The organism is Pseudomonas sp. FW300-N2F2 (genome assembly GCF_017351655.1).
Classification (GTDB): Bacteria; Pseudomonadota; Gammaproteobacteria; order Pseudomonadales; family Pseudomonadaceae; genus Aquipseudomonas; species Aquipseudomonas fluorescens_AA.
In genome coordinates, this window is the sequence record NZ_JACNDQ010000002.1 from 978,300 (window position 1) to 998,850 (window position 20,551).

Genomic DNA, 20,551 nt, shown 5'->3' on the forward strand with positions numbered 1-20,551 from the left:
TTCCCCTGAATCACAGATGCAACGCATGCCCCAACGCCCGCAACGCCGCTTCCTGCACGGCCTCGCCCAGCGTTGGATGGGCGTGGATGGTGCCGGCGATATCCTCCAGGCGCGCGCCCATTTCCAGGGACTGACCAAACGCCGTGGACAGCTCCGACACGCCGACGCCGACCGCTTGCCAGCCCACGATCAAGTGATTGTCCCGGCGCGCCACGACCCGGACGAAACCGCTTTTCGATTCCAGGGTCATGGCCCGGCCGTTGGCGGCGAACGGGAAGCTCGAAACCAGGCAGTCCAGCCCGGCAGCCTTGGCCTCGTCCGGCGTCTTGCCGACCACCACCAGTTCCGGGTCGGTGAAGCACACCGCGGCGATGGCGGTCGGGTTGAATTCCCGATGCTGGCCGGCGATCAGCTCGGCGACCATTTCGCCTTGGGCCATGGCCCGGTGGGCGAGCATCGGTTCGCCGCTCAGGTCGCCGATGGCCCAGACGTTGCGCATGCTGGTCTGGCAACGACTGTCGATGTTCACCGCCGAACCGTTCATCGCCAGGTCCAGCGCTTCAAGGTTCCAGCCCTGGGTGTTGGGTTTGCGCCCGACTGCCACCAGCACCCGGTCGGTGTCCAGGTTCAGCGTGTCGCCATTGGGATCGCGCACTTGCAAGGTGCTGGCCTGGGCATTGAACCCTTCGACGCTGTGCTTGAGGTACAGCTTCACGCCCAGTTGCTTGAGCGCCTCGTGCACCGGTTGCGTCAGCTCGCCGTCGTAAGCTGGCAGGATCCGCTCCTGGGCCTCGACCACGCTGACCTCGGCGCCGAGCTTGCGATAGGCGATGCCCAGCTCCAGGCCGATGTAGCCACCACCGACCACCACCAGGTGCTTGGGCACCGAGGTGGGGGCGAGGGCTTCGGTGGAAGAAATGATTGGCCCGCCCAGTGGCAGCATCGGCAGGTTGACGCTTTTCGAACCGGTGGCCAGCAGCAGGTGTTCGCATTGGATGCGGGTATCGCCGACCTCGACCGTCTTGCCATCGATCACCTTGGCCCAGCCATGAATGACCTGGACCTTGTGCTTTTTCAGCAATGCCGCGACGCCGGTGGTCAGGCGATCGACGATGCCGTCCTTCCATTCCACGCTCTTGCCGATGTCCAGCGTTGGCGCCGCCACCGTGATGCCCAGGGCCGAGCCCTGGCTGTGATGTCGGGTCTGGTGGAACTGCTCGGCCACATGGATCAACGCCTTGGACGGGATGCAACCGATGTTCAGGCAGGTGCCGCCCAACGCTTGGCCTTCCACCAGGATGGTCGAGATGCCCAATTGCCCGGCGCGGATCGCCGCCACATAGCCGCCGGGGCCGCCGCCGATGATCAGCAGCGTGGTGTTCAAAGTCTGTTGCATACCTTACTCCACGAACAGGGTGGCGGGTTGTTCGAGCAAGCCGCGCAGGGCCTGGATGAATTGCGCCGCGTCCATGCCGTCGACCACCCGGTGATCGAAGGAGCTGGAGAGGTTCATCATCTTGCGGATCACGATCTGACCCTTGATCACCATGGGCCGCTCGACGATTTTGTTCACGCCGACAATCGCCACTTCCGGCAGGTTCAGCACCGGCGTGCTGACGATGCCGCCGAGGGTACCGAGGCTGGTCAGGGTGATGGTCGAGCCGGACAGTTCATCGCGACTGGCCTTGCCCGTGCGGGCCGCCGTGGCCAGGCGGGCGATTTCCGCCGCGCTGTCCCACAGGGTACGGGCTTCGGCGTGACGGACCACCGGCACCATCAGGCCAACGTCGCTCTGGGTGGCGACGCCCACATGCACCGCGCCTGAGCGATTGATGACCTGGGCTTCGTCGTCGTAGCGCGCATTCATCTGCGGAAAGTCCCGCAGGGCCACGACCAGGGCGCGGACCAGGAACGGCAGCAAGGTCAGCTTGCCGCGACTGGCGCCGTGTTTTTCATTCAAGTGAACCCGCAGCTCTTCCAGGGCCGTGACGTCGATTTCCTCGACGTAGCTGAAATGAGCCGCGCGTTGGGTCGCTTCCTGCATGCGCTGGGCGATCTTGCGGCGCATGCCGATCACCGGGATCTGCTGCTCGTCGTGGCGTTCGGCATAACCCGAACCGCCCTTGGCCTGGGACGACGGACCCTGGGCCAGGTAGGCTTCGAGGTCTTCGTGCAGGACCCGTCCGGCCGGGCCGCTGCCCTGGACCAGGCGCAATTGAATGCCCAGGTCCAGCGCGTGTTTGCGCACGGCCGGCGAGGCCAGAGGACGCTCGTCGGGATCGCGGGCCACCGGGGCTTGCGCCGCCGGGCGAGGGGCGGCGGTCTTTTCCAGCACCGGTTCAGGCGTTGCCACTGGCGCCGGCTTCGGCGCCTGCGCAGCCGCCGCGGCGGGAGCCGGTTGTGCCGATTCTTTCAAGTTACCCGCACCTTCGACTTCAATGCGGATCAGTTCGCTGCCCACCGCCATGACTTCACCCGGCTCGCCGCCCAGGGCGATGACCCGGCCATGCACCGGCGAAGGGATATCCACCATCGCCTTGTCGGTCATGACATCGGCGAGTACCTGGTCTTCGACCACCATGTCGCCGACCTTGACGTGCCACACCGACAATTCAACTTCGGCGATGCCTTCGCCAATGTCCGGCATCTTGATAACGTGCGTGCCCATTCAGACCTCCATGACCCGTTTCAACGCCGCGCCCACTCGGGACGGCCCAGGGAAATACGCCCACTCCTGCGCATGCGGGTAGGGGGTGTCCCAACCGGTGACACGCTCGATGGGCGCTTCCAGGTGGTGGAAGCAGTGTTCTTGCACCAACGACACCAGTTCGGCGCCGAAACCGCAGGTGCGGGTGGCTTCGTGGACGACCACGCAACGGCCGGTCTTCTTCACGGATTTGACGATGGTCTCAAGGTCCAGCGGCCAGAGGCTGCGCAGGTCGATGACTTCGGCGTCGATGCCGGTTTCTTCAGCCGCCACTTGGGAAACGTAGACCGTGGTGCCGTAGGTGAGAATTGTCACGTCCTTGCCCGGACGGGTGATGGCGGCGACGTCCAGCGGCACGGTGTAGTAACCGTCCGGCACCTGGGCCGAGGGGTGTTTCGACCACGGGGTTACCGGTCGGTCGTGGTGGCCGTCGAACGGGCCGTTATACAGGCGCTTGGGTTCGAGGAAGATCACCGGGTCATCGTTTTCGATGGAGGCGATCAGCAAGCCCTTGGCGTCGTAGGGGTTGGATGGCATCACGGTGCGCAGGCCGCAGACCTGGGTGAACATCGCCTCGATGCTCTGGCTGTGGGTCTGGCCGCCGTAGATGCCGCCGCCGCAGGGCATGCGCAGGGTCATCGGCGCGGTGAACTCGCCGGCCGAGCGATAGCGCAGGCGCGCCGCCTCGGAAATGATCTGGTCCGACGCCGGGTAGACGTAGTCGGCGAACTGGATCTCGGCCACCGGCCGCAGCCCGTAGGCGCCCATGCCCACCGCCACGCCGACGATGCCGCTTTCGGAAATCGGTGCGTCGAACACCCGCGAGGTGCCGTATTTGTTCTGCAGGCCTTCGGTGCAGCGGAACACGCCGCCGAAGTAGCCCACGTCCTGGCCGAACACCACGACGTTGTCGTCGCGCTCGAGCATCACGTCCATGGCCGAGCGCAGGGCCTGGATCATGGTCATGGTGGTAGTGGTCATGGCGGTGTCCAACGCAATATTGTTGTTGTGATCGTTCATGTCAGATCCCCAACTGCTGACGCTGGCGCTTCAAGTGCTCCGGCATCTCTTTGTAGACGTCTTCGAACATGGTCGCGGCGCTGGGAGTCTGCCCGCCGGCGAGGGTGCCGTACTGTTCGGCTTCCTTCTGCGCGGCGATCACCTCGGCTTCGAGTTCGGCGCTGACCGCCGCATGTTCCTCTTCGGACCACTGGCCGATCTTGACCATGTGCTGTTTGAGGCGGGCAATTGGATCGCCCAGCGGGAAGTGGCTCCAGTCGTCGGCGGGGCGGTATTTGGAGGGATCGTCCGAGGTGGAGTGCGGGCCGGCGCGGTAGGTGACCCATTCGATCAGCGCCGGGCCGAGGTTGCGGCGGGCACGTTCGGCGGCCCAGCGCGAGGCGGCGTAGACCGCCATGAAATCGTTGCCATCGACACGCAGGGAGGCGATGCCGCAACCGACGCCGCGTCCGGCGAACGTCGTGGCTTCACCGCCGGCAATGGCCTGGAAGGTGGAGATCGCCCACTGGTTGTTGACCACGTTGAGGATCACCGGCGCCCGGTAGACGTGAGCGAAGGTGAGGGCGGTGTGGAAGTCCGATTCGGCGGTGGCGCCGTCACCGATCCAGGCCGAGGCGATCTTGGTGTCGCCCTTGATCGCCGAGGCCATGCCCCAGCCCACGCCCTGGATGAATTGCGTGGCGAGGTTGCCGGAAATGGTGAAGAAACCGGCGTCCTTGACCGAGTACATGATCGGCAATTGCCGGCCCTTGAGCGGATCGCGCTCGTTGGACAGCAGTTGGCAGATCAGGTCCACCAGCGGCACCTCGCGGGCCATCAGAATGCTTTGCTGGCGGTAGGTGGGGAAGCACATGTCGTCGATGTTCAACGCCAGGGCCTGGGCGCTGCCGATGGCTTCTTCGCCAAGGCTTTGCATGTAGAACGACATCTTTTTCTGGCGCTGGGCGACCACCATGCGGTTGTCGTAGATGCGCGTCTTGAGCATGGCGCGCATGCCTTTGCGCAGGATATCGACGGGAATGTCCGCCGCCCAGTCGCCCAAGGCATTGCCCTGGTCATCGAGCACGCGGATCAGGCTGCGGGCCAGGTCGGCGGTGTCGGCGGGTTCGACGTCGATGGGAGGTTTGCGCACCGTGCCGGCATCGGACAGATGCAGGTAGGAAAAGTCGGTCTTGCAGCCGGGACGGCCCGAGGGTTCGGGGACGTGCAGGCGTAGCGGTTCGTACGCTGGGTTCATGGCTTTCTACGCTCGATCTTGTGAATTTCTTGTAGTGGGCGCGCTAGCTGACGAATGTCCCCGGGTAGGGGAAATTGTCCTACAACAATCATAGGCTCGACGAAGAAGAATATTTTTCTCTGTTAGCTTGCTGTTCAGATCATTTGCAGATAAAAAATCTGCACAACGATAAAAAGCAGGATTATTTGTCTCATGCGTAAATTGGATCGCACCGACATCGGCATTCTGAACAGCCTTCAGGAAAACGCCCGCATCACCAACGCCGATCTCGCCCGTTCGGTGAATCTGTCGCCGACGCCGTGCTTCAACCGGGTACGGGCGATGGAGGAGTTGGGGGTGATCCGCGAGCAGGTCACGCTGCTGGATGCCGACCTGCTGGGGTTGCACGTCAACGTGTTCATTCATGTGAGCCTGGAGAAGCAGGTGGAGGAGGCGTTGCAGCACTTCGAGGAGGCGATTTCCGACCGGCCGGAGGTGATGGAGTGCTACCTGATGGCCGGCGATCCGGACTACCTGATCCGCGTGCTGGTGCCGACCATCCAGTCGCTGGAGCGGTTCATGATGGACTTCCTGACCAAGGTCCCGGGCGTGGCGAACATCCGTTCGAGCTTTGCCCTCAAGCAGGTGCGCTACAAGACCGCGCTGCCGTTGCCGGCCAATGGGCTGACCTTGGGAACCTGAGGCTCATTGTTGCCTGACCCACTGCCATCGCGAGCAAGCTCGCTCCCACACTGGATTGGTGGTGTTAATCAATCTCCTGTGGGAGCGAGCTTGCTCGCGATGAGGCCATTACATTCAGTACAAGCTTCTAAAGCTGATTGATCGGAATCTTCAGGTACGTCACGCCATTGTCCTCGGCCGGCGGCAGATGGCCGGCCCGCACATTCACCTGGATCGCCGGCAACAGCAGCGTCGGCATGCCCAGCGTCTTGTCGCGCTGGGTACGCATGGCCACGAACGAAGCTTCATCGATGCCATCGCGGACATGAATGTTGTGCTGGCGCTGCTCGCCCACGGTGCTCATGCAGTGGGGCTCGCGTTCCTCCGGTGGATAGTCGTGGCACACATACAGCCGTACCCCGGCGGGGAAGGCCAGCAGCTTGCGGATCGAGGCGTAGAGCTGATGGGCATTGCCGCCAGGGAAGTCGCAACGGGCGGTGCCTACGTCGGGCATGAACAGCGTGTCGCCCACCAGGATCACGTCGCCATCGATCAGGTAGGCCATGTCCGCCGGGGTGTGGCCGGGCACGTGCAGGGCGGTGGCCTTGAGGTTGCCAATGAAGAAGGACTCGTCGGCGGCGAACAGGTGATCGAACTGCGAGCCATCCGCCGCGAATTGCGGTTCGAGGTTGAACAGCGCCTTGAAGACGCTCTGGACCTGGTTGATGGACTGGCCGATGGCAATCTTGCCGCCCAGTTTCTGGCGCAGGTAGGGCGCGGCCGACAAGTGGTCGGCGTGGGCATGGGTTTCCAGTAGCCATTGCACGTTCAATCGGTGTTCGCCCACGAAGGCGATCACCCGGTCGGCCTGTTCGGTGGCGGTGCGTCCCGAAGTCGGGTCGTAGTCGAGCACTGGATCGACCACCGCGCATTGCCCACCGTCGTGCTCGAAAATGACGTGGGTATAGGTCTTTGAGGCGGGGTCGAGAAAGCTTTGGATCTGCGCGGGCATGACAGCGAACCTGTGCGGGAAGAGCTCATGAAAGGGGGCTGCTCCGCAGCCCAGCGGGAGCAAGCTCCCTCGCCACATACCAATCTAAAATAGCTTGTTGCAACGCTTGGGACTTACAACATATGGTCCGCAGCTTAGTGAGGGCCAAGGCGTCCTGCAAATGCGATCGCACCTGCCAACAGGTGTGCGCGGCTTGAGAGAACCTGAATGTTACTGGCAAGTTTTTTTGGTGTGGTCATGGGCTTGCTCCTTGGCCTGACGGGGGCGGGCGGCGGCATCCTGGCGGTGCCGGCGTTGGTGTTGGGCCTGGGCTGGAGCATGATCCAGGCCGCGCCGGTGGCGTTGTTCGCGGTGGGTAGCGCGGCGGCGGTGGGGGCCATCGACGGGTTGCGCCATGGCCTGGTGCGCTACCGTGCGGCCCTGCTGATCGCACTGCTGGGCGCGGTGTTTTCGCCGCTGGGCATCTACCTCGCCCACCAGCTCTCGGAAAAAATCCTGATGATGCTGTTCAGCCTGCTGATGGTGCTGGTGGCGGCGCGCATGTTGCGTCGCGAAACGCCGCAAGTGGGGCCCAGCGATCATGGCGCCGCCAGTTGGGGCCAGAAAAACTGCATGCTCGACCGCCAGACCGGCCGCCTGGCCTGGACGCCTCGTTGCACCGCCACGCTGTCGGCATTGGGCGCGGTGACTGGCCTGGTCTCGGGGTTGCTCGGCGTGGGGGGCGGCTTCCTGATCGTGCCGGCGTTCAAGCAACTGACCGATGTGCAGATGCGCGGGATCGTCGCGACTTCCTTGATGGTCATCAGCCTGATTTCGTTGATTGGCGTGGTGGGCGCGTTTCATGCCGGGGTGAGCATCGACCGGGTAGGGATGGCGTTCATTGCGGCGAGCATCGTCGGGATGGTGCTCGGGCGGCGAGTGGCGGCCAAGGTTCCGGCCCGGGCGCTGCAAGTGGGGTTCGCCGGGGTGTGCCTGGGGGTGGCAGTGTTCATGTGGGTGCGGGCGTAGTCCCGGCTGGACACAATCTGTGGTGAGGGAGCTTGCTCCCGCTGGACTGCGCAGCAGGCCCCTACGGTTCCCCAGGGCGTCTGCTTCGCAGCCGAGCGGGAGCAAGCTCCCTCGCCACGGGTGTGTGTCTACAGCAACCGGCACTGCATCGAAAACCCCAGCGCCACCGATTGCCCTTGCTCCAGCAGGCGCAACCCCGGTCGTCCCGGCAGGTGGTGGGCGTTGACCGGGTGGCTGACCGGTTCGATGCAAAAGAAATCCAGGCCCACGGGGCAGTAGAGCAGGAAGTAATCGCAGCCGCTGGCCTGGCACGCCAGCTCGTAGCCCAGGTCCAGCTGTTGGATCAGGCAATGTCCGTCCCAGCCACCGAAGCCGTTGTCCACGAGAGTGTCCGGCAATAAGCGGGACTCCTGGAAGTTCCAGTGTTCGGGGAGGTCGATCCGTTCCGTCGGCAGTTTCGTGGCGTCGCACAGCCAGGTTTCGCTCGCTCGGGTTCGCAGGCGCGTGCCGGCGGTGCGCGGGAAGTATGGGTGCAGGCCGAGCCCATGCCACGCCGGCTGTTTCGCCGTGTGGGTGACGAGCATCGCGATTTGCAACTGGCCGCCGCGCAAGCGGACACGCAAACTGGCGCAATAACCGAACGGGTGCTGACTGTCGAGTTGCAGCAGCGCTTCCTGGGCATTCTGTTCGGTCACTTGCCACGGTTGCTGCCAGGCGCTGCCATGGATGGGGAACGGGTCGTTGGGGCTGTTGGCGTCCAGGGCCAGCCAGCCGCCGGGACAGTCGAAGCCGCCGTGGGCGATCCGGTTCGACCAGGGGATCAATGGGAAGCCACCGAGCTTGCCGGGCAGGCCGTTTTCCAGGGCTTGCGGCGCGGGCGGGCGTAGCAGCGGGGCGCCGCTGCTGCGCAAGGTCCAGTCGACCAGGCTGGCACCCAGATGCGGGGCCAGCGTGAGGCGGGTCAGTTCGTCTTCGAGATGGAGAAGGGGTGGGGTCATGGTGGTTGTCTGCTGGATTGAAAAGCAGTGAGGAAATGCAGATTTTGTGTGGACGCTGTTGTGGCGAGGGAGCTTGCTCCCGCTGGGTGGCGAAGCCGCCCCAAAAATTTGTGCTGAAACAAATAACTTGGGCCTGCTTCGCAGTCCAGCGGGAGCAAGCTCCCTCGCCACAAGGGGGCTTGCTTGCTGATGGAATGGTTACAACACCAGGTGCGGCAACCACAGCGACAGGGCTGGCACGTAGGTCACCAGCATCAGCACCAGGAACAGCACGGCGTAGAACGGCAGCAGTGCCTTGACCGTGCTTTCGATACTGACCTTGCCGATGGCGGAGCCGACGAACAGCACCGCCCCCACGGGTGGCGTTATCAGCCCGATGCCCAGGTTCACCAGCATGATCATGCCGAACTGCACCGGGTCCACGCCGATGCCGACGATAACCGGCATCAGGATCGGCGTGAGGATCAGGATCAGCGGCGCCATGTCCATCACGGTGCCCAACAGCAGCAACATCACGTTGATGCACATCAGGATCACGTAGCGGTTGTCCGACAGGGTCAGGAACATCGTGGTGATCTTCGCCGGGATCTGCATCAGCGTCATGATGTAGCCGAAACTGGCGGCGAAGCCGATCAGGATCATCACGATGGAGATGGTGCGCACGGTGCGGTGCATCAGCTTCGGCAGTTCACGCCACTTGTAGTCGCGATAGATGAACATGGTCACGAAGAACGACCACAGCACCGCGATGGCCGCCGATTCGGTGGCGGTGAAGATGCCCGACAGGATGCCGCCGAGGATGATCACCATCGCCATCAGGCCCCACAGGGCTTCGCCGACGATTTTCAACGCCTGGCGCATCGGGATCACTTCGCCCTTGGGGTAGTTGCGCTTTTTCGCGAAGATCAGGCACAACACCATCAGGCACGCGCTCATCAGCAAGCCTGGCACGATGCCCGCCATGAACAGCGAGGCAATCGAGACCGTACCGCCGGCGGCCAGGGAGTAGAGCACCGAGTTATGGCTTGGCGGGGTGAGCAGGGCTTGCACCGAACCGCTGACGGTCACGGCGGTGGAAAAGTCCCGTGGATAGCCCTTGCGTTCCATTTCCGGAATCAGCACCGAGCCCACCGACGCGGTGTCGGCCACTGACGAACCGGAGATCGCGCCGAAGAAGGTCGAGGCGACGATGTTGACCAGTGACAGGCCACCACGCACAAAACCCACCAGCACCCCGGCACATGCCACCAAGCGGCGGGACATGCCGCCCTCGGCCATGATCGCACCGGCCAGCACGAAGAACGGAATGGCCAACAGGGAGAACTTGTTCACCCCACCCGCCACCTGGATCATCACGGCCTGGAACGGGATGTCGATCCACCACGCACCGATCAGGGCGGCGGCGCCCAAGGCGTAGGCGACCGGCATGCCGATCAGGATCAACACGATAAAACTGCCCAGCAGAATCAGAGCGTCCATTAAGCGGCACCTTCACTTTCTTCAACCAGGTCGAACTGCACGACCCGCCGTTTGCTCTGGTCACCGAGCAAGAGTTTTTCCAGGACAAAAACCAGCGTCAGCAAGCCGCCCAGGGGAATCGGCAAATAGGTCACGCCAACTCGCAGGCCGGGCAGGGAAGCCATGAACTGGTTCCAGGTGGACATGCACAGCTTGAAGCCCCAGACCGTCATGAAGATGCAGATCAGGGCCATGAGCAATTGGGAAAAGATCGACGCGGCGGATTTCAGGTGCGGTGGCATGCGGTCGGTGAGCATGGCCACGGCCATGTGCGCACCGGCGCGGTAACTGGCGGCGGCACCAATGAAGGTGAACACCATCATCAGCAGGATCGCCGTGGGCTCGGGCCAGCTCGAGCCGGAGCCCAGCACGTAGCGGGCGAACACGCCCCAGGGAATCATCAGGGAAATCGCCAGGACGGAAAGGCCGGCAACCCAGATGCACGTCATGTAGATCTTATCGTTGATACGCAGCAGCAAATTCTTCATCGGGTTCCACCGTAACCGGGCACGCCTTGGGCATCAGGCGTGCCGGGCCTTTTCATGAGTACAGAACGGGAGGCGTTACTGAACGGCTTCGATACGCTTGATCAGGTCGGCATAGGGCGCGCCGTACTTGGCCCGTACCGGTGCGGTGGCGTCGTAGAAGGGTTTTTTGTCGACCGTGATGAACTCGACACCCGCAGCCTTGAGTTTTTCTTCGCTGGCGGTGGACTTCTGGTCCCACAGCGCACGCTCTTCGGCCTGGGCAGCCTTGGCGGCTTTCCTGACCATCGTCTGTTGATCCGGGGTCAGTTTTTCCCAAGTGATTTTCGACATCACGATCGGCTCTGGCAGGATCAGGTGTCCGGTGAGGCTGTAGTACTTGGCGTTTTGGTAGTGGTTGTGTTCGAGCAGGGTCGGCGGGTTGTTTTCCGCGCCGTCGATCACGCCGGTCTGCAGGGCGCTGAAGATTTCACCGGTGTCCATCGCAATACCGTTGGCGCCCATGGCGTTCATCATCTCGATGAACATCGGGTTGCCTTGCACGCGGATCTTCATGCCCTTGAGGTCTTCGAGCTTGCGCACCGGCTTCTTGGTGTAGATGTTGCGCGTGCCGCCGTCCATCCAGGCCAGGGCCACCAGGCCGAACTCGGAGTTGGTGATCCGGTCGAGGATCGCATCGCCCACATCACCGTCGATGACGGCGCGCATGTGGGCCTGGTCGCGGAAGATGAACGGCATGTTGAACACGTTCACATCCGGCACCACAGGACCGACGATACCCAGGCTGACCCGGGACATCTGTATCGCGCCGACTTGCATCTGCTCGATGACTTCCTTCTCGGAACCCAATACACCGCCTGGGAAGTATTTGAAGGTCAGCTCGCCGTTGGTCTCTTTGGTCAGGGTCTTGCCCATGCTTTCTTCGGCCATCACGGTGGGGTAGCCCTTGGGATGGATGTCGGCGATCTTGAGTTCAAGGGCATGGGCCGCCTGGGCCAGGAAGGCCAGGGGCAGGGCTGCGATCAAAAGCGTGCGTTTGAAATTCATGGTCCATCTCCAGTTTTGTTGTTTTTATGGCTCATCCAATGAAGCGGCACAGCAGGTCAGTTCGCGGAGTGCTTCGACCCTCCAAAAGCGGGTTCGGCCAGGCCCTTGACGCCGGGCTTGAGGGCGAACACGCCACCGGCCAGGGACTGTGGGTCGTTGTCGTCGCCGGGGCGGATCGAGGTGACGAAGAGGGTGTCCAGGCGGCTGCCGCCAAAGGCGCACATGGTGGGTTTTTTCACCGGCACCTCCAGCGAACGGTCGAGACGTCCATCGGGGGTGAAACGGTGAATCAGCCCGGCGTCGTTGGCGCAGATCCAGTAGCAACCATCGGCGTCGACTGCCGCGCCGTCCGGGCGACCGGCCAGGGGCAGCATGTCGACGAACAGCCGCCGGTTGGATGGGGTGCCGCTGTCGATGTCGTAATCGAAAGCCCAGATCTGCTGGCTCAACGGGTGCGAGTCGGAGAGGTACATCGTCCGCCCGTCCGGGCTGAAGCCCAGGCCATTGGGCACGATGAAACCGCTCAGTTGCGCCTCGACCGGGCTGCGTTGCCCGGCTTCATACCGGTACATCCGGCCTTCGTCGACGTTGGCGGCCATGTTCAGCACCATGCTGCCGGCCCAGAAGCGACCCTGGCGGTCGCAACGGCCATCGTTGAGGCGCATGTCGATGCGGCTGTGCTCGACGCTCCCACAGAGTTCGCTGTCGAGGCTGCCGTCGTCATGGGGGTGCAGGCGGAAGAAACCGCTTTCCATGCCCGCGACCCAGCCGCCGTCCTGGTGACGGGCAATGCAGGCAAGCATTTCGGGGGCTTCCCAGCCCTGGATTTTTCCGCTGCTGGCATTCCAGCGTTGCAGGCCACCGTTGGGGATGTTCACCCAATACAGGGCGTTTTCCTCGGGGACCCACACCGGGCTCTCCCCGACGGCGTTGCGTGCATCGACAATCAATTCGGCTTGCATGGTGATTCCTTTGTACGTTCGTATCCCATGGAAACAGGCCAATCAGTCGTCGAACGGGCCGGCTGCGACGAAGGCACCGCCCTGGTAGATCCTGGCCGGGTCGTCGGCGGCCGGCATTGGCTGGGCCTCGATCTTGTCGCGGAAAATCTCGGAAGTGTCCTTGGGTTGGTAACCCAGGTGCGCGGCGTGGCTGTTGTCCCACCAGACGTCGCGGTTGGCGGACACGCCGTAGACCACGGTGTGGCCGACCTTGGGCGTGTAGAGCGAGCATTCGAGCAGTTGGGTGAGGTCGTCGAAGCTCAGCCAGGTGCTCATCATCCGGCGGTTCTGTGGCTCGGCGAACGACGAGCCAATGCGGATGCTCACGGTCTCGATGCCGTAGCGATCGAAGTAGAAACTGGCGACGTCTTCGCCGTAGGACTTGGACAGGCCGTAGTAGCCATCCGGGCGGCGCGGGGAGAGGGCATCGAGGGCTTCGTCCTGCTTGTAGAAGCCGATGACGTGGTTGGAACTGGCGAAGATCACGCGCTTGACGCCATGCTTGCGGGCGGCTTCGTAGATGTGGAACACGCCACTGATGTTGGCGCCGAGGATCTCTTCGAACGGGCGCTCCACCGAAACACCCCCGAAATGCAGGATGGCGTCGACGCCTTCCACCAATCGGTGCACGGCCTGTTTATCGGACAGGTCGCACGGCACCACTTCTTCGCTTTCATCGATGGCCGGGGCCATGTTGGCGATATCCGACAGCCGGATGTGGCGGGCGAAAGGCTTGAGGCGCTCGCGCAGGACTTTGCCCAGGCCGCCGGCGGCGCCGGTCAGCAGCAGGCGATTGAGGGGTTGGCGAATCGGTGTCGTCGTCATGGCATTACCTGAGCAAACAGTGAGTGATATCCGTTGTATAGGCCATATGACCGCGGGCAAAGGGTGACCTTTCCTTGTGGGAGCGAGCCTGCTCGCGAAGGCACCAGCCCAGCCGCCCCCTCACTAGCAGACCCACCCAACCGCCTTACAACAAACTGATCGGATAGCTGATGAAAATACGGTTCTCATCGAATTCGTTGGTGCTGTAATCCCGGCGCATCGTCGAGTTACGCCATTTCACGTTGAGGCTCTTCAACGCGCCGCTCTGCACGGTGTAGGCCAGTTCGGTTTCGCGGCCCCATTCCTTGCCGTCGTCGACCGTGGCGGTGTGCACGTTGTCACCGCTGATGTAGCGGTTCATCAAGGTCAGGCCCGGCACGCCGACGGCGGCGAAGTTGAAGTCGTGGCGCAGTTGCCAGGATTTTTCCTTGGCGTTGTCATAGCTGGAGTTGTAGCTGTCGTTGGCCAGGGTGCCGCCGCTGGTGCCGTTGACGCGCATCCAGGCGTCATCGCCGCCGACTTTCTGCAGGCCGACGTAGAAGGTGTTGCCGCCGTATTTGGCCGAGAGCATGGCGAATGCGGTTTTGTTGTCCAGGTCGCCGGCCAGGGCGCTGCCGTCTTCCTTGCCGATGAAGTAGCCAAGGTTGGCGCCCAGGGTCCAGTCGCCGATGGGCTGGCTGTGGGTCAGGTTGAAATATTGCTGCTGGTAGATGTCGGACAGTTCCGCGTACCACACGCCGACCTGGGTGCGTTTTTCGTTGAAGGTGTATTCGCCACCGCCGAAGTTGAAACGATCGGAGGTGAACGCACCGCGGCCGTTCATGGACATGTCTTCCATGCTCGCGTCGTTGCGCGGGCTGTTGCCACGGAACTGGCCGCCGTAGAGGCTCAGGCCGTTGATTTCGGTGGAGGTCACCTGGCCGCCACGGAAGGTTTGCGGCAGGGAGCGGCCGTCGTCGGAACGCAGGATCGGCAGCACTGGCATCCACTCGCCGACCTTCAGCTCGGTCTTCGACACCTTGGCCTTCAGGGCCACGCCCAAACGGCCGAAGTCGTCGGCCGGGCGACCGTCGTCATGCACCGGCAGCAATTGCGTACCCGCCGTGCCACGGCCGCCGTCGAGCTTGACCGAGTACAGGCCCAGCACGTCCACGCCGAAACCGACCGTGCCCTGGGTGAAGCCGGACTTCGCGTCGAGGATGAAGTTCTGGGTCCATTCCTCGGCCTTGCCCTGGGCGTTGTTCGGGTTGGTGAAGTTGCGGTTGAAGTAGGCGTTGCGCAGGGTCAGCGTGGCCTTGGCGTCATCGACGAAGCCTTCGGCGCTGGCGGTCGTTGGTAGAAATGCGGCAAGACCGCTACAACCGAGCAGGATCAGGGCGGGGCTGGTGTTGAGAAGGGTACGGCGGTCTGGACGTTGGTCGGGCGAAAAACGGACACGTGTGCTCACTATGACGCTCCCTACTTTTTTGTTGTTTTTATTTTTGTCATACGTCGTCGTACAACATTAGAGGGATTATTTGGAAGCGGTTGCTCGTTGTCAACTGGCCATTATCGGAATTATCCAACTCGGCCTTGCTTCAAAATGAGGTGTTTCAATGGCTGTTGCTGGACGAGGTCAAGATCGCAGGCCGTGGCGCCGGGCAGATCTGTGGTTTGAGGATAGCGGGGAGGGTGCTTGGTTGTGCGATGACTGGTCTAAGACATTAGTCGAATGCCCACGCGCTCATGGACGGTGAGGTCTCTTGTGGCGAGGGAGCAAGCTCCCTCGCCACAAGAGCATTGTGTACATCCGCCTGAACATGCACGGTCAAATGGGGAGCGAGCCCCCAGTGTTTTCGAAAGTGGGCGGATGCTAGTCTTGAGCAACGCTGTTGCCAGGGAGCCCTCATGGGCAATCACAAGATCGAGATTCGTCGCAGTAACGTCGAGAAAATCCTGTTGGCCGCGGAGAAGGTCTTTGCCGAGAAAGGCTTCGGCAGCACCGCCATGGCCGACATCGCCGCTGAAGTGCAATTGCCTCGTTCCAACCTGCATTACTACTTCAGCACCAAGAGCGAACTGTACAGCGCCGTGCTGTTCGATCTGCTGGAGGTATGGAAACAGGATGCCTTGTGCTTCGAAATGTTCGACGACCCGCGTGTGGTGCTCAGCAGCTATATCCGCGCCAAGATGAACCACTCCCGCAGCCGGCCCTACGGCTCCAAGGTCTGGGCCAACGAAATCATCCACGGTGCCCCGACCCTGGGCCAGGCGCTGGATGCTAGCCTCTATGACTGGGCCAAGATGAAGGAAGCGAAAATCCGCCAGTGGGTCGAGGACAAACGCATCCTCCCGGTGGAGCCCTCAAGCCTGCTCTACATGATCTGGGCCTCGACCCAGCACTACGCCGACTTCGACCACCAGATCAATATTCTCAACGACCACCAGTCGCTGTCCGACATGCAATTCGAACGGGCGGTGCAGACGGTGACCGGGGTGATTTTGCGGGGGATCGGGTTGGAGCCTTGAGGTTTTGTGGTGAAGCTGATGGCCTCATCGCGAGCAAGCTCGCTCCCACACTGGATCTCTGCTGTACACAACATCTGTGAACGACACGATCCACTGTGGGAGCGAGCTTGCTCGCGATGGCGCCAGTCCAGACACGCCTACCTTCAAGCTGTTACATGATAGGGATTGCGCGGGTCATGGTTCCAATCCAGAAACGGCTTGCCGGTATCCACCGTCACCATCTCGATGCAGTCCTGCACCGGGCAGGTGATCTGGCACAGGTTGCAGCCCACGCACTCTTCATCGATCACTTCATATTTACGCGTGCCGTCCGCCTGCTTGAGACTGGCGATGGCCTGGTGTGAAGTGTCTTCACAGGCGATGTGGCAGCGCCCGCAACCGATGCACGCCTCCTGGTCGATCTTGGCGATGACCTGGTAGTTGATGTCCAGGTACTTCCAGTCAGTGGTGTTGCCCACCGCGCGACCGGAGAACGCCTGGAGGTTGGCGTGGCCGTGCTCATCCATCCACCGCGACAAGCCATCCTTCATCTCGTCGACGATGCGAAACCCATGCAGCATCGCCGCCGTGCAGACCTGCACCGCGCCGCTGCCCAGGGCGATGAATTCCGCTGCGTCGCGCCAACTGCCGATGCCGCCGATGCCGCAGATCGGCAAGCCTTGGGTCTGCGGGTCGCGGGCGATTTCGGCGACCATGTTCAAGGCGATGGGCTTGACCGCCGAACCGCAGTAACCGCCATGGGTGCTCTGGCTGCCGACGCTGGGCAGGGCGACCATGCGGTCCAGGTCGACGCTGGTGATGGAGTTGATGGTGTTGATCAACGACACCGCGTCCGCGCCACCCCGATGGGCCGCCCGGGCGGCGACGCGGATGTCGGTGATGTTCGGCGTGAGCTTGACGATCACCGGCAGCGAGCAATAGGTCTTGCACCAGCGGGTCACTTGTTCGACGTACTCCGGCACCTGGCCGACCGCCGCGCCCATGCCCCGTTCCGGCATGCCGTGGGGGCAGCCGAAGTTCAACTCGATGCCGTCGGCGCCGGTGGCTTCCACCAGGGGCAGGATGCGTTTCCAGGATTCTTCGACGCAGGGCACCATCAGCGACACGATCAACGCCCGGTCCGGCCAGTCCTTTTTCACCTGGGTGATTTCCCTCAGGTTGATCTCCAGGGAACGGTCGGTGATCAGCTCGATGTTGTTGATGCCCAAGACCTCGCGATTGGCACCGTAGTGGGCCGAATAACGCGAGGACACATTCACGGCCGCTGGATCCTCACCGAGGGTTTTCCAGACCACGCCACCCCAGCCGGCCTCGAAGGCGCGGACCACGTTGTAGGCCTTGTCGGTGGGTGGTGCGGAGGCCAGCCAGAACGGGTTGGGGGCTTTGATGCCGGCGAAGACAATCGACAGATCGGCCATTTACGCAGCCTCCACGTTAAGCATCAGTTGAGCGTTGATCGCCTCGGCGGCGAGCTTGCCGTGCTGCACCGCCTGCACGGTGAGGTCCTGGTCCAGGCTGGTGCAATCGCCGCCGGCGTAGACACCGGGAACGCTGGTGCGCAGGTGTTCGTCCACCAGAATTCGCCCGTCCTGGCGCTTGAGCTCCCGGGCCAGCGGGTCCACCAGTGCGTGGTCATCGAAGGCTTGGCCGATGGCTTTGAAAACGGCGTCGGCGGCCAGGTCGAAGGTCTCGGCACCGATGACCAGTCGACCGTTTTCCAGATGGGTACGGGAAAAGCGCATGCCGCGCACATGCCCGGCGTCATCGAGCAACACCTGTTGCGGTTGGGCCCAGGTCAGCAGACGCACCTGATTAGCCTTGGCGATGTCTTGCTCATGCAAGGTGGCACCCATGTCTTCAAGGCCACGACGGTAGACCAGGTTGACGTCCCGGGCGCCGAGGCGAGCCATCTGCACGGCCATGTCGATGGCGGTGTTGCCGGCACCGAGCACGATGCAACGGTCGGCCAGCGGCAACTGGCTGAGGTCGTCGGCCTGGCGCAGTTCGCGGATGTACTCGGTGGCGGCCAGCAGCCCCGGGGCCTGTTCGTCGCTCAGGCCCAGTTGCTTGCTGGCGGCCAGGCCGAGGCCGAGGAACACTGCGTCGAACTGCTGGTGCAGGTCGCTCAGGCTGAGGTTCTCGCCGAGTTTCTGGCCGTGACGGATTTCGATGCCGCCGATGTCCAGCAGGAAGTCCAGCTCGCGTTGGGCGTAATCGTCCACCAGTTTGTACTTGGCGATCCCGTATTCGTTGAGGCCGCCGGCCTTGTCCCGGGCTTCGAAAATCACCACGTCATGGCCATGCATCGCACTGCGGTGCGCACACGCCAACCCCGCCGGCCCGGCCCCGACCACGGCGATGCGCTTGCCGGTGGTGGCGGCACGCTTGAACGGGTGTTCGCTGAAGTGCGCATTGTCCACCGCGTAGCGTTGCAACGAGCCGATCAACACCGGCGCGCACTCATGGGCGTTGTTGCGCACGCAGGCTTGCTGGCACAGGACCTCCGTGGGGCAGACCCGGGCGCAACTGCCGCCGAGGATGTTGGCCGAGAGGATTTTCTGCGCCGCGCCTTGGACGTTGTCCTGGTGGATGTTGCGAATGAACGACGGAATATCGATCTCGCTCGGACAGGCGTTCACGCAGGGCGCGTCGTAGCAGTACAGGCAGCGGGACGCTTCCAGGTGGGCCTGGCGCACGTTGAGCGGCGGCGCCAGGTCGCTGAAGCGGGCGGCGAGGGTGGCCGGGTCTTCCTGGGAATGGGGGAGGTGACTCAAGGGCTGGATCATGGAGTGGGCCTCACGGTGTTTGAGGTGCTGCCTCTGGTGGGCAGTGGTTTTTTCGGTGTCTGGACTGGCCTCATCGCGAGCAAGCTCGCTCCCACAAGGGATCTGCTGTGCACACAGATTTCACGCCCACCCGAGATCCAGTGTGGGAGCGAGCTTGCTCGCGATAGGCCGAAGGCCTGGGTTCAGCGCTTCACGGCAACCGGCCTGTGCAACTCCGCCCGCTTGCTCAGCAAATCGAACACCGCCGGGTACGCCGGTCGTTCGATGTAGCGCCCGGCGCCGCGCTCGGCCCGCAGGTCGCCGTCGGCCCACACCAGCCGACCCTGGCTGATGGTGTGGCTGGGCACGCCGCGCACGGTCTTGCCTTCGAAGATGTTGAAGTCCACTTGCTGGTGATGGGTCTTGGCTGAGATCGTGCGGCTGCCCTGGGGATCCCAGAGCACCAGGTCCGCATCGGCGCCGACGCGGATCGCCCCCTTGCGTGGGTAGAGATTGAAAATCTTCGCGGTGTTGGTGGAGGTGAGAGCGACGAAGTCCTGCATCGACAATTTGCCGCTATTGACCCCCTCGTCCCAAAGCACCGCCATGCGGTCTTCGATTCCGGCGGTGCCGTTGGGGATCTTGCTGAAGTCGTCACGCCCGGCAGCCTTCTGTTCGGCGCAGAAGCAGCAGTGGTCGGTGGCGGTGGTGTGCAGGTTGCCGGACTGCAAGCCGTGCCAGAGTGCCTCTTGATGTCCGCGTGGGCGGAAGGGCGGGCTCATCACGTAGCCGGCGGCAGTCTGCCAGTCGGGATCGCGATAGACACTGTCGTCCAGCAACAGATGCCCGGCCAGTACTTCACCGTAGACCGGTTGGCCCTTGCTGCGGGCGTAGGTGATTTCGTCCAGGGCTTCCTTGGTGGACACGTGCACCAGGTACAGCGGCGTGCCCAGGGTTTCGGCGATGCGGATGGCGCGGCTCGCGGCTTCGCCTTCCACTTGCGAAGGGCGTGACAACGGATGGGCTTCGGGGCCGGTGATGCCCTGGGCCAGCAGCTTGCGTTGCAGGTGGTAGACCAGTTCGCCATTCTCGGCGTGCACGGTGGGCACCGCGCCCAATTCAAGGCAGCGCTCGAAGCTTGCGACCAAGGTGTCGTCGGCGGCCATGATTGCATTCTTGTAGGCCATGAAATGCTTGAAGCTGTTCACCCCGTGATGGCTGACCAGCTCGGCCATTTCTTCGCGCACCTGCTCGCTCCACCAGGTGATCGCCACGTGGAAACCGTAGTCACTGGCGCTTTTCTCGGCCCAGCCCCGCCATTGATGAAAGGCTTCCATCAGCGACTGTTGGGGGTTGGGAATCACGAAGTCGATGATCGACGTGGTGCCACCGGCGAGACCCGCCGCCGTGCCGCTGAAGAAGTCTTCACTGGCGACCGTGCCCATGAACGGCAACTGCATATGCGTATGGGGATCGATGCCGCCGGGCATCAGGTATTGACCATTGCCATCGAGCACTTCGACGGCGGCCGGAACATCCAGGTTGTCACCGATGGCCTTGATCACGCCGTCGGCGCAAAACACATCGGCGCGATAACTTTCATCATGGGTAATAACGGTGGCGCCACGGATCAACAGAGACATTCCGAGTTCCTCGCAGGCATGACCGACTGTTGCCGGTTCTTTATGTTTTATCGATCACGGTAGGTAAAGTCGTGCCGGTTTATGTTCTTGTCACAGCTGTCAGGATTAGACGCTAGC

The 20,551-nt window shown here is 62.8% G+C and carries 18 protein-coding genes; 3 read left to right on the forward strand and 15 right to left on the reverse strand.

Going from position 1 to position 20,551, the window contains the following annotated elements:
• Positions 1-10 precede the first annotated feature (10 nt).
• From lpdA to J4E63_RS19070, 4 genes are read right to left on the reverse strand one after another with little or no spacing between them, the layout of a single operon-like run.
• Complete coding sequence (gene lpdA, locus J4E63_RS19055; RefSeq protein ID WP_207282975.1) at positions 11-1,396, reverse strand: dihydrolipoyl dehydrogenase; 1,386 nt, start codon at positions 1,394-1,396, stop codon at positions 11-13.
• 3 nt (positions 1,397-1,399) lie between these two features.
• On the reverse strand, positions 1,400-2,668 hold the full coding sequence (locus J4E63_RS19060) for a dihydrolipoamide acetyltransferase family protein (RefSeq protein WP_207282976.1): 1,269 nt from the start codon (positions 2,666-2,668) through the stop codon (positions 1,400-1,402).
• Positions 2,669-3,727, reverse strand: coding sequence for an alpha-ketoacid dehydrogenase subunit beta (locus J4E63_RS19065; RefSeq protein WP_060741703.1), 1,059 nt, complete (start codon positions 3,725-3,727; stop codon positions 2,669-2,671).
• Between the two features lies 1 nt (position 3,728).
• Complete coding sequence (locus tag J4E63_RS19070) at positions 3,729-4,964, reverse strand: 3-methyl-2-oxobutanoate dehydrogenase (2-methylpropanoyl-transferring) subunit alpha (RefSeq protein WP_207282977.1); 1,236 nt, start codon at positions 4,962-4,964, stop codon at positions 3,729-3,731.
• A 192-nt stretch (positions 4,965-5,156) separates the two neighbouring features.
• On the opposite strand from J4E63_RS19070, the gene bkdR reads away from it, so the two are divergent.
• Positions 5,157-5,645, forward strand: a complete 489-nt coding sequence (gene bkdR / locus J4E63_RS19075; protein WP_003202929.1) for a Bkd operon transcriptional regulator BkdR — start codon at positions 5,157-5,159, stop codon at positions 5,643-5,645.
• A 127-nt stretch (positions 5,646-5,772) separates the two neighbouring features.
• Here the strand turns inward: bkdR and J4E63_RS19080 are convergent, their stop codons facing one another.
• Positions 5,773-6,636, reverse strand: coding sequence for an MBL fold metallo-hydrolase (locus tag J4E63_RS19080; protein WP_207282978.1), 864 nt, complete (start codon positions 6,634-6,636; stop codon positions 5,773-5,775).
• A 207-nt stretch (positions 6,637-6,843) separates the two neighbouring features.
• Here J4E63_RS19080 and J4E63_RS19085 point away from each other — a divergent pair, with 207 nt between their 5' ends.
• Entirely contained in the window at positions 6,844-7,644 is an 801-nt protein-coding gene (locus J4E63_RS19085) for a sulfite exporter TauE/SafE family protein (RefSeq protein WP_207282979.1), read from the forward strand.
• Positions 7,645-7,772: 128 nt separating this feature from the next.
• Here J4E63_RS19085 and J4E63_RS19090 read toward each other — a convergent pair whose 3' ends face one another.
• The 7 genes from J4E63_RS19090 to J4E63_RS19120 form a co-directional block, all read right to left on the reverse strand.
• Entirely contained in the window at positions 7,773-8,642 is an 870-nt protein-coding gene (locus tag J4E63_RS19090) for an aldose 1-epimerase (RefSeq protein WP_207282980.1), read from the reverse strand.
• A 198-nt stretch (positions 8,643-8,840) separates the two neighbouring features.
• On the reverse strand, positions 8,841-10,121 hold the full coding sequence (locus J4E63_RS19095) for a TRAP transporter large permease (RefSeq protein ID WP_060741712.1): 1,281 nt from the start codon (positions 10,119-10,121) through the stop codon (positions 8,841-8,843).
• Complete coding sequence (locus tag J4E63_RS19100; protein WP_060741713.1) at positions 10,121-10,648, reverse strand: TRAP transporter small permease; 528 nt, start codon at positions 10,646-10,648, stop codon at positions 10,121-10,123. The genes J4E63_RS19095 and J4E63_RS19100 overlap by 1 nt, the downstream gene beginning before the upstream one ends.
• A 75-nt stretch (positions 10,649-10,723) precedes the next feature.
• Complete coding sequence (locus J4E63_RS19105; protein WP_060741714.1) at positions 10,724-11,692, reverse strand: TRAP transporter substrate-binding protein; 969 nt, start codon at positions 11,690-11,692, stop codon at positions 10,724-10,726.
• Positions 11,693-11,748: 56 nt separating this feature from the next.
• Positions 11,749-12,654 (reverse strand): SMP-30/gluconolactonase/LRE family protein, encoded by a 906-nt coding sequence (locus J4E63_RS19110; protein ID WP_207282981.1) that lies wholly within the window; start codon positions 12,652-12,654, stop codon positions 11,749-11,751.
• A gap of 42 nt (positions 12,655-12,696) precedes the next feature.
• Entirely contained in the window at positions 12,697-13,518 is an 822-nt protein-coding gene (locus tag J4E63_RS19115; protein WP_207282982.1) for an NAD(P)-dependent oxidoreductase, read from the reverse strand.
• A gap of 145 nt (positions 13,519-13,663) precedes the next feature.
• On the reverse strand, positions 13,664-14,893 hold the full coding sequence (locus tag J4E63_RS19120) for an OprD family porin (RefSeq protein WP_219738752.1): 1,230 nt from the start codon (positions 14,891-14,893) through the stop codon (positions 13,664-13,666).
• A gap of 512 nt (positions 14,894-15,405) precedes the next feature.
• Here J4E63_RS19120 and J4E63_RS19125 point away from each other — a divergent pair.
• A complete protein-coding gene (locus tag J4E63_RS19125) occupies positions 15,406-16,026 on the forward strand; it encodes a TetR/AcrR family transcriptional regulator (RefSeq protein WP_207282984.1) in 621 nt (206 codons plus the stop codon).
• A gap of 143 nt (positions 16,027-16,169) precedes the next feature.
• On the opposite strand, the gene preA is transcribed toward J4E63_RS19125, so the two are convergent.
• The 3 genes from preA to hydA form a co-directional block, all read right to left on the reverse strand.
• A complete protein-coding gene (gene preA, locus J4E63_RS19130) occupies positions 16,170-17,444 on the reverse strand; it encodes an NAD-dependent dihydropyrimidine dehydrogenase subunit PreA (RefSeq protein ID WP_123415676.1) in 1,275 nt (424 codons plus the stop codon).
• Positions 17,445-18,812, reverse strand: a complete 1,368-nt coding sequence (locus tag J4E63_RS19135; protein ID WP_207282985.1) for an NAD(P)-dependent oxidoreductase — start codon at positions 18,810-18,812, stop codon at positions 17,445-17,447.
• A gap of 182 nt (positions 18,813-18,994) precedes the next feature.
• A complete protein-coding gene (gene hydA, locus J4E63_RS19140; RefSeq protein WP_207282986.1) occupies positions 18,995-20,434 on the reverse strand; it encodes a dihydropyrimidinase in 1,440 nt (479 codons plus the stop codon).
• Positions 20,435-20,551 lie beyond the last annotated feature (117 nt).

Bases quoted from the DNA above. Each gene is read 5' to 3' on its own strand.
- lpdA (WP_207282975.1), bottom strand. From the start codon at position 1,396: ATGCAACAGACTTTGAACACCACGCTGCTGATCATCGGCGGCGGCCCC.
- J4E63_RS19060 (WP_207282976.1), bottom strand. From the start codon at position 2,668: ATGGGCACGCACGTTATCAAGATGCCGGACATTGGCGAAGGCATCGCC.
- J4E63_RS19065 (WP_060741703.1), bottom strand. From the start codon at position 3,727: ATGAACGATCACAACAACAATATTGCGTTGGACACCGCCATGACCACT.
- J4E63_RS19070 (WP_207282977.1), bottom strand. From the start codon at position 4,964: ATGAACCCAGCGTACGAACCGCTACGCCTGCACGTCCCCGAACCCTCG.
- bkdR (WP_003202929.1), top strand. From the start codon at position 5,157: ATGCGTAAATTGGATCGCACCGACATCGGCATTCTGAACAGCCTTCAG.
- J4E63_RS19080 (WP_207282978.1), bottom strand. From the start codon at position 6,636: ATGCCCGCGCAGATCCAAAGCTTTCTCGACCCCGCCTCAAAGACCTAT.
- J4E63_RS19085 (WP_207282979.1), top strand. From the start codon at position 6,844: ATGTTACTGGCAAGTTTTTTTGGTGTGGTCATGGGCTTGCTCCTTGGC.
- J4E63_RS19090 (WP_207282980.1), bottom strand. From the start codon at position 8,642: ATGACCCCACCCCTTCTCCATCTCGAAGACGAACTGACCCGCCTCACG.
- J4E63_RS19095 (WP_060741712.1), bottom strand. From the start codon at position 10,121: ATGGACGCTCTGATTCTGCTGGGCAGTTTTATCGTGTTGATCCTGATC.
- J4E63_RS19100 (WP_060741713.1), bottom strand. From the start codon at position 10,648: ATGAAGAATTTGCTGCTGCGTATCAACGATAAGATCTACATGACGTGC.
- J4E63_RS19105 (WP_060741714.1), bottom strand. From the start codon at position 11,692: ATGAATTTCAAACGCACGCTTTTGATCGCAGCCCTGCCCCTGGCCTTC.
- J4E63_RS19110 (WP_207282981.1), bottom strand. From the start codon at position 12,654: ATGCAAGCCGAATTGATTGTCGATGCACGCAACGCCGTCGGGGAGAGC.
- J4E63_RS19115 (WP_207282982.1), bottom strand. From the start codon at position 13,518: ATGACGACGACACCGATTCGCCAACCCCTCAATCGCCTGCTGCTGACC.
- J4E63_RS19125 (WP_207282984.1), top strand. From the start codon at position 15,406: ATGGGCAATCACAAGATCGAGATTCGTCGCAGTAACGTCGAGAAAATC.
- preA (WP_123415676.1), bottom strand. From the start codon at position 17,444: ATGGCCGATCTGTCGATTGTCTTCGCCGGCATCAAAGCCCCCAACCCG.
- J4E63_RS19135 (WP_207282985.1), bottom strand. From the start codon at position 18,812: ATGATCCAGCCCTTGAGTCACCTCCCCCATTCCCAGGAAGACCCGGCC.
- hydA (WP_207282986.1), bottom strand. From the start codon at position 20,434: ATGTCTCTGTTGATCCGTGGCGCCACCGTTATTACCCATGATGAAAGT.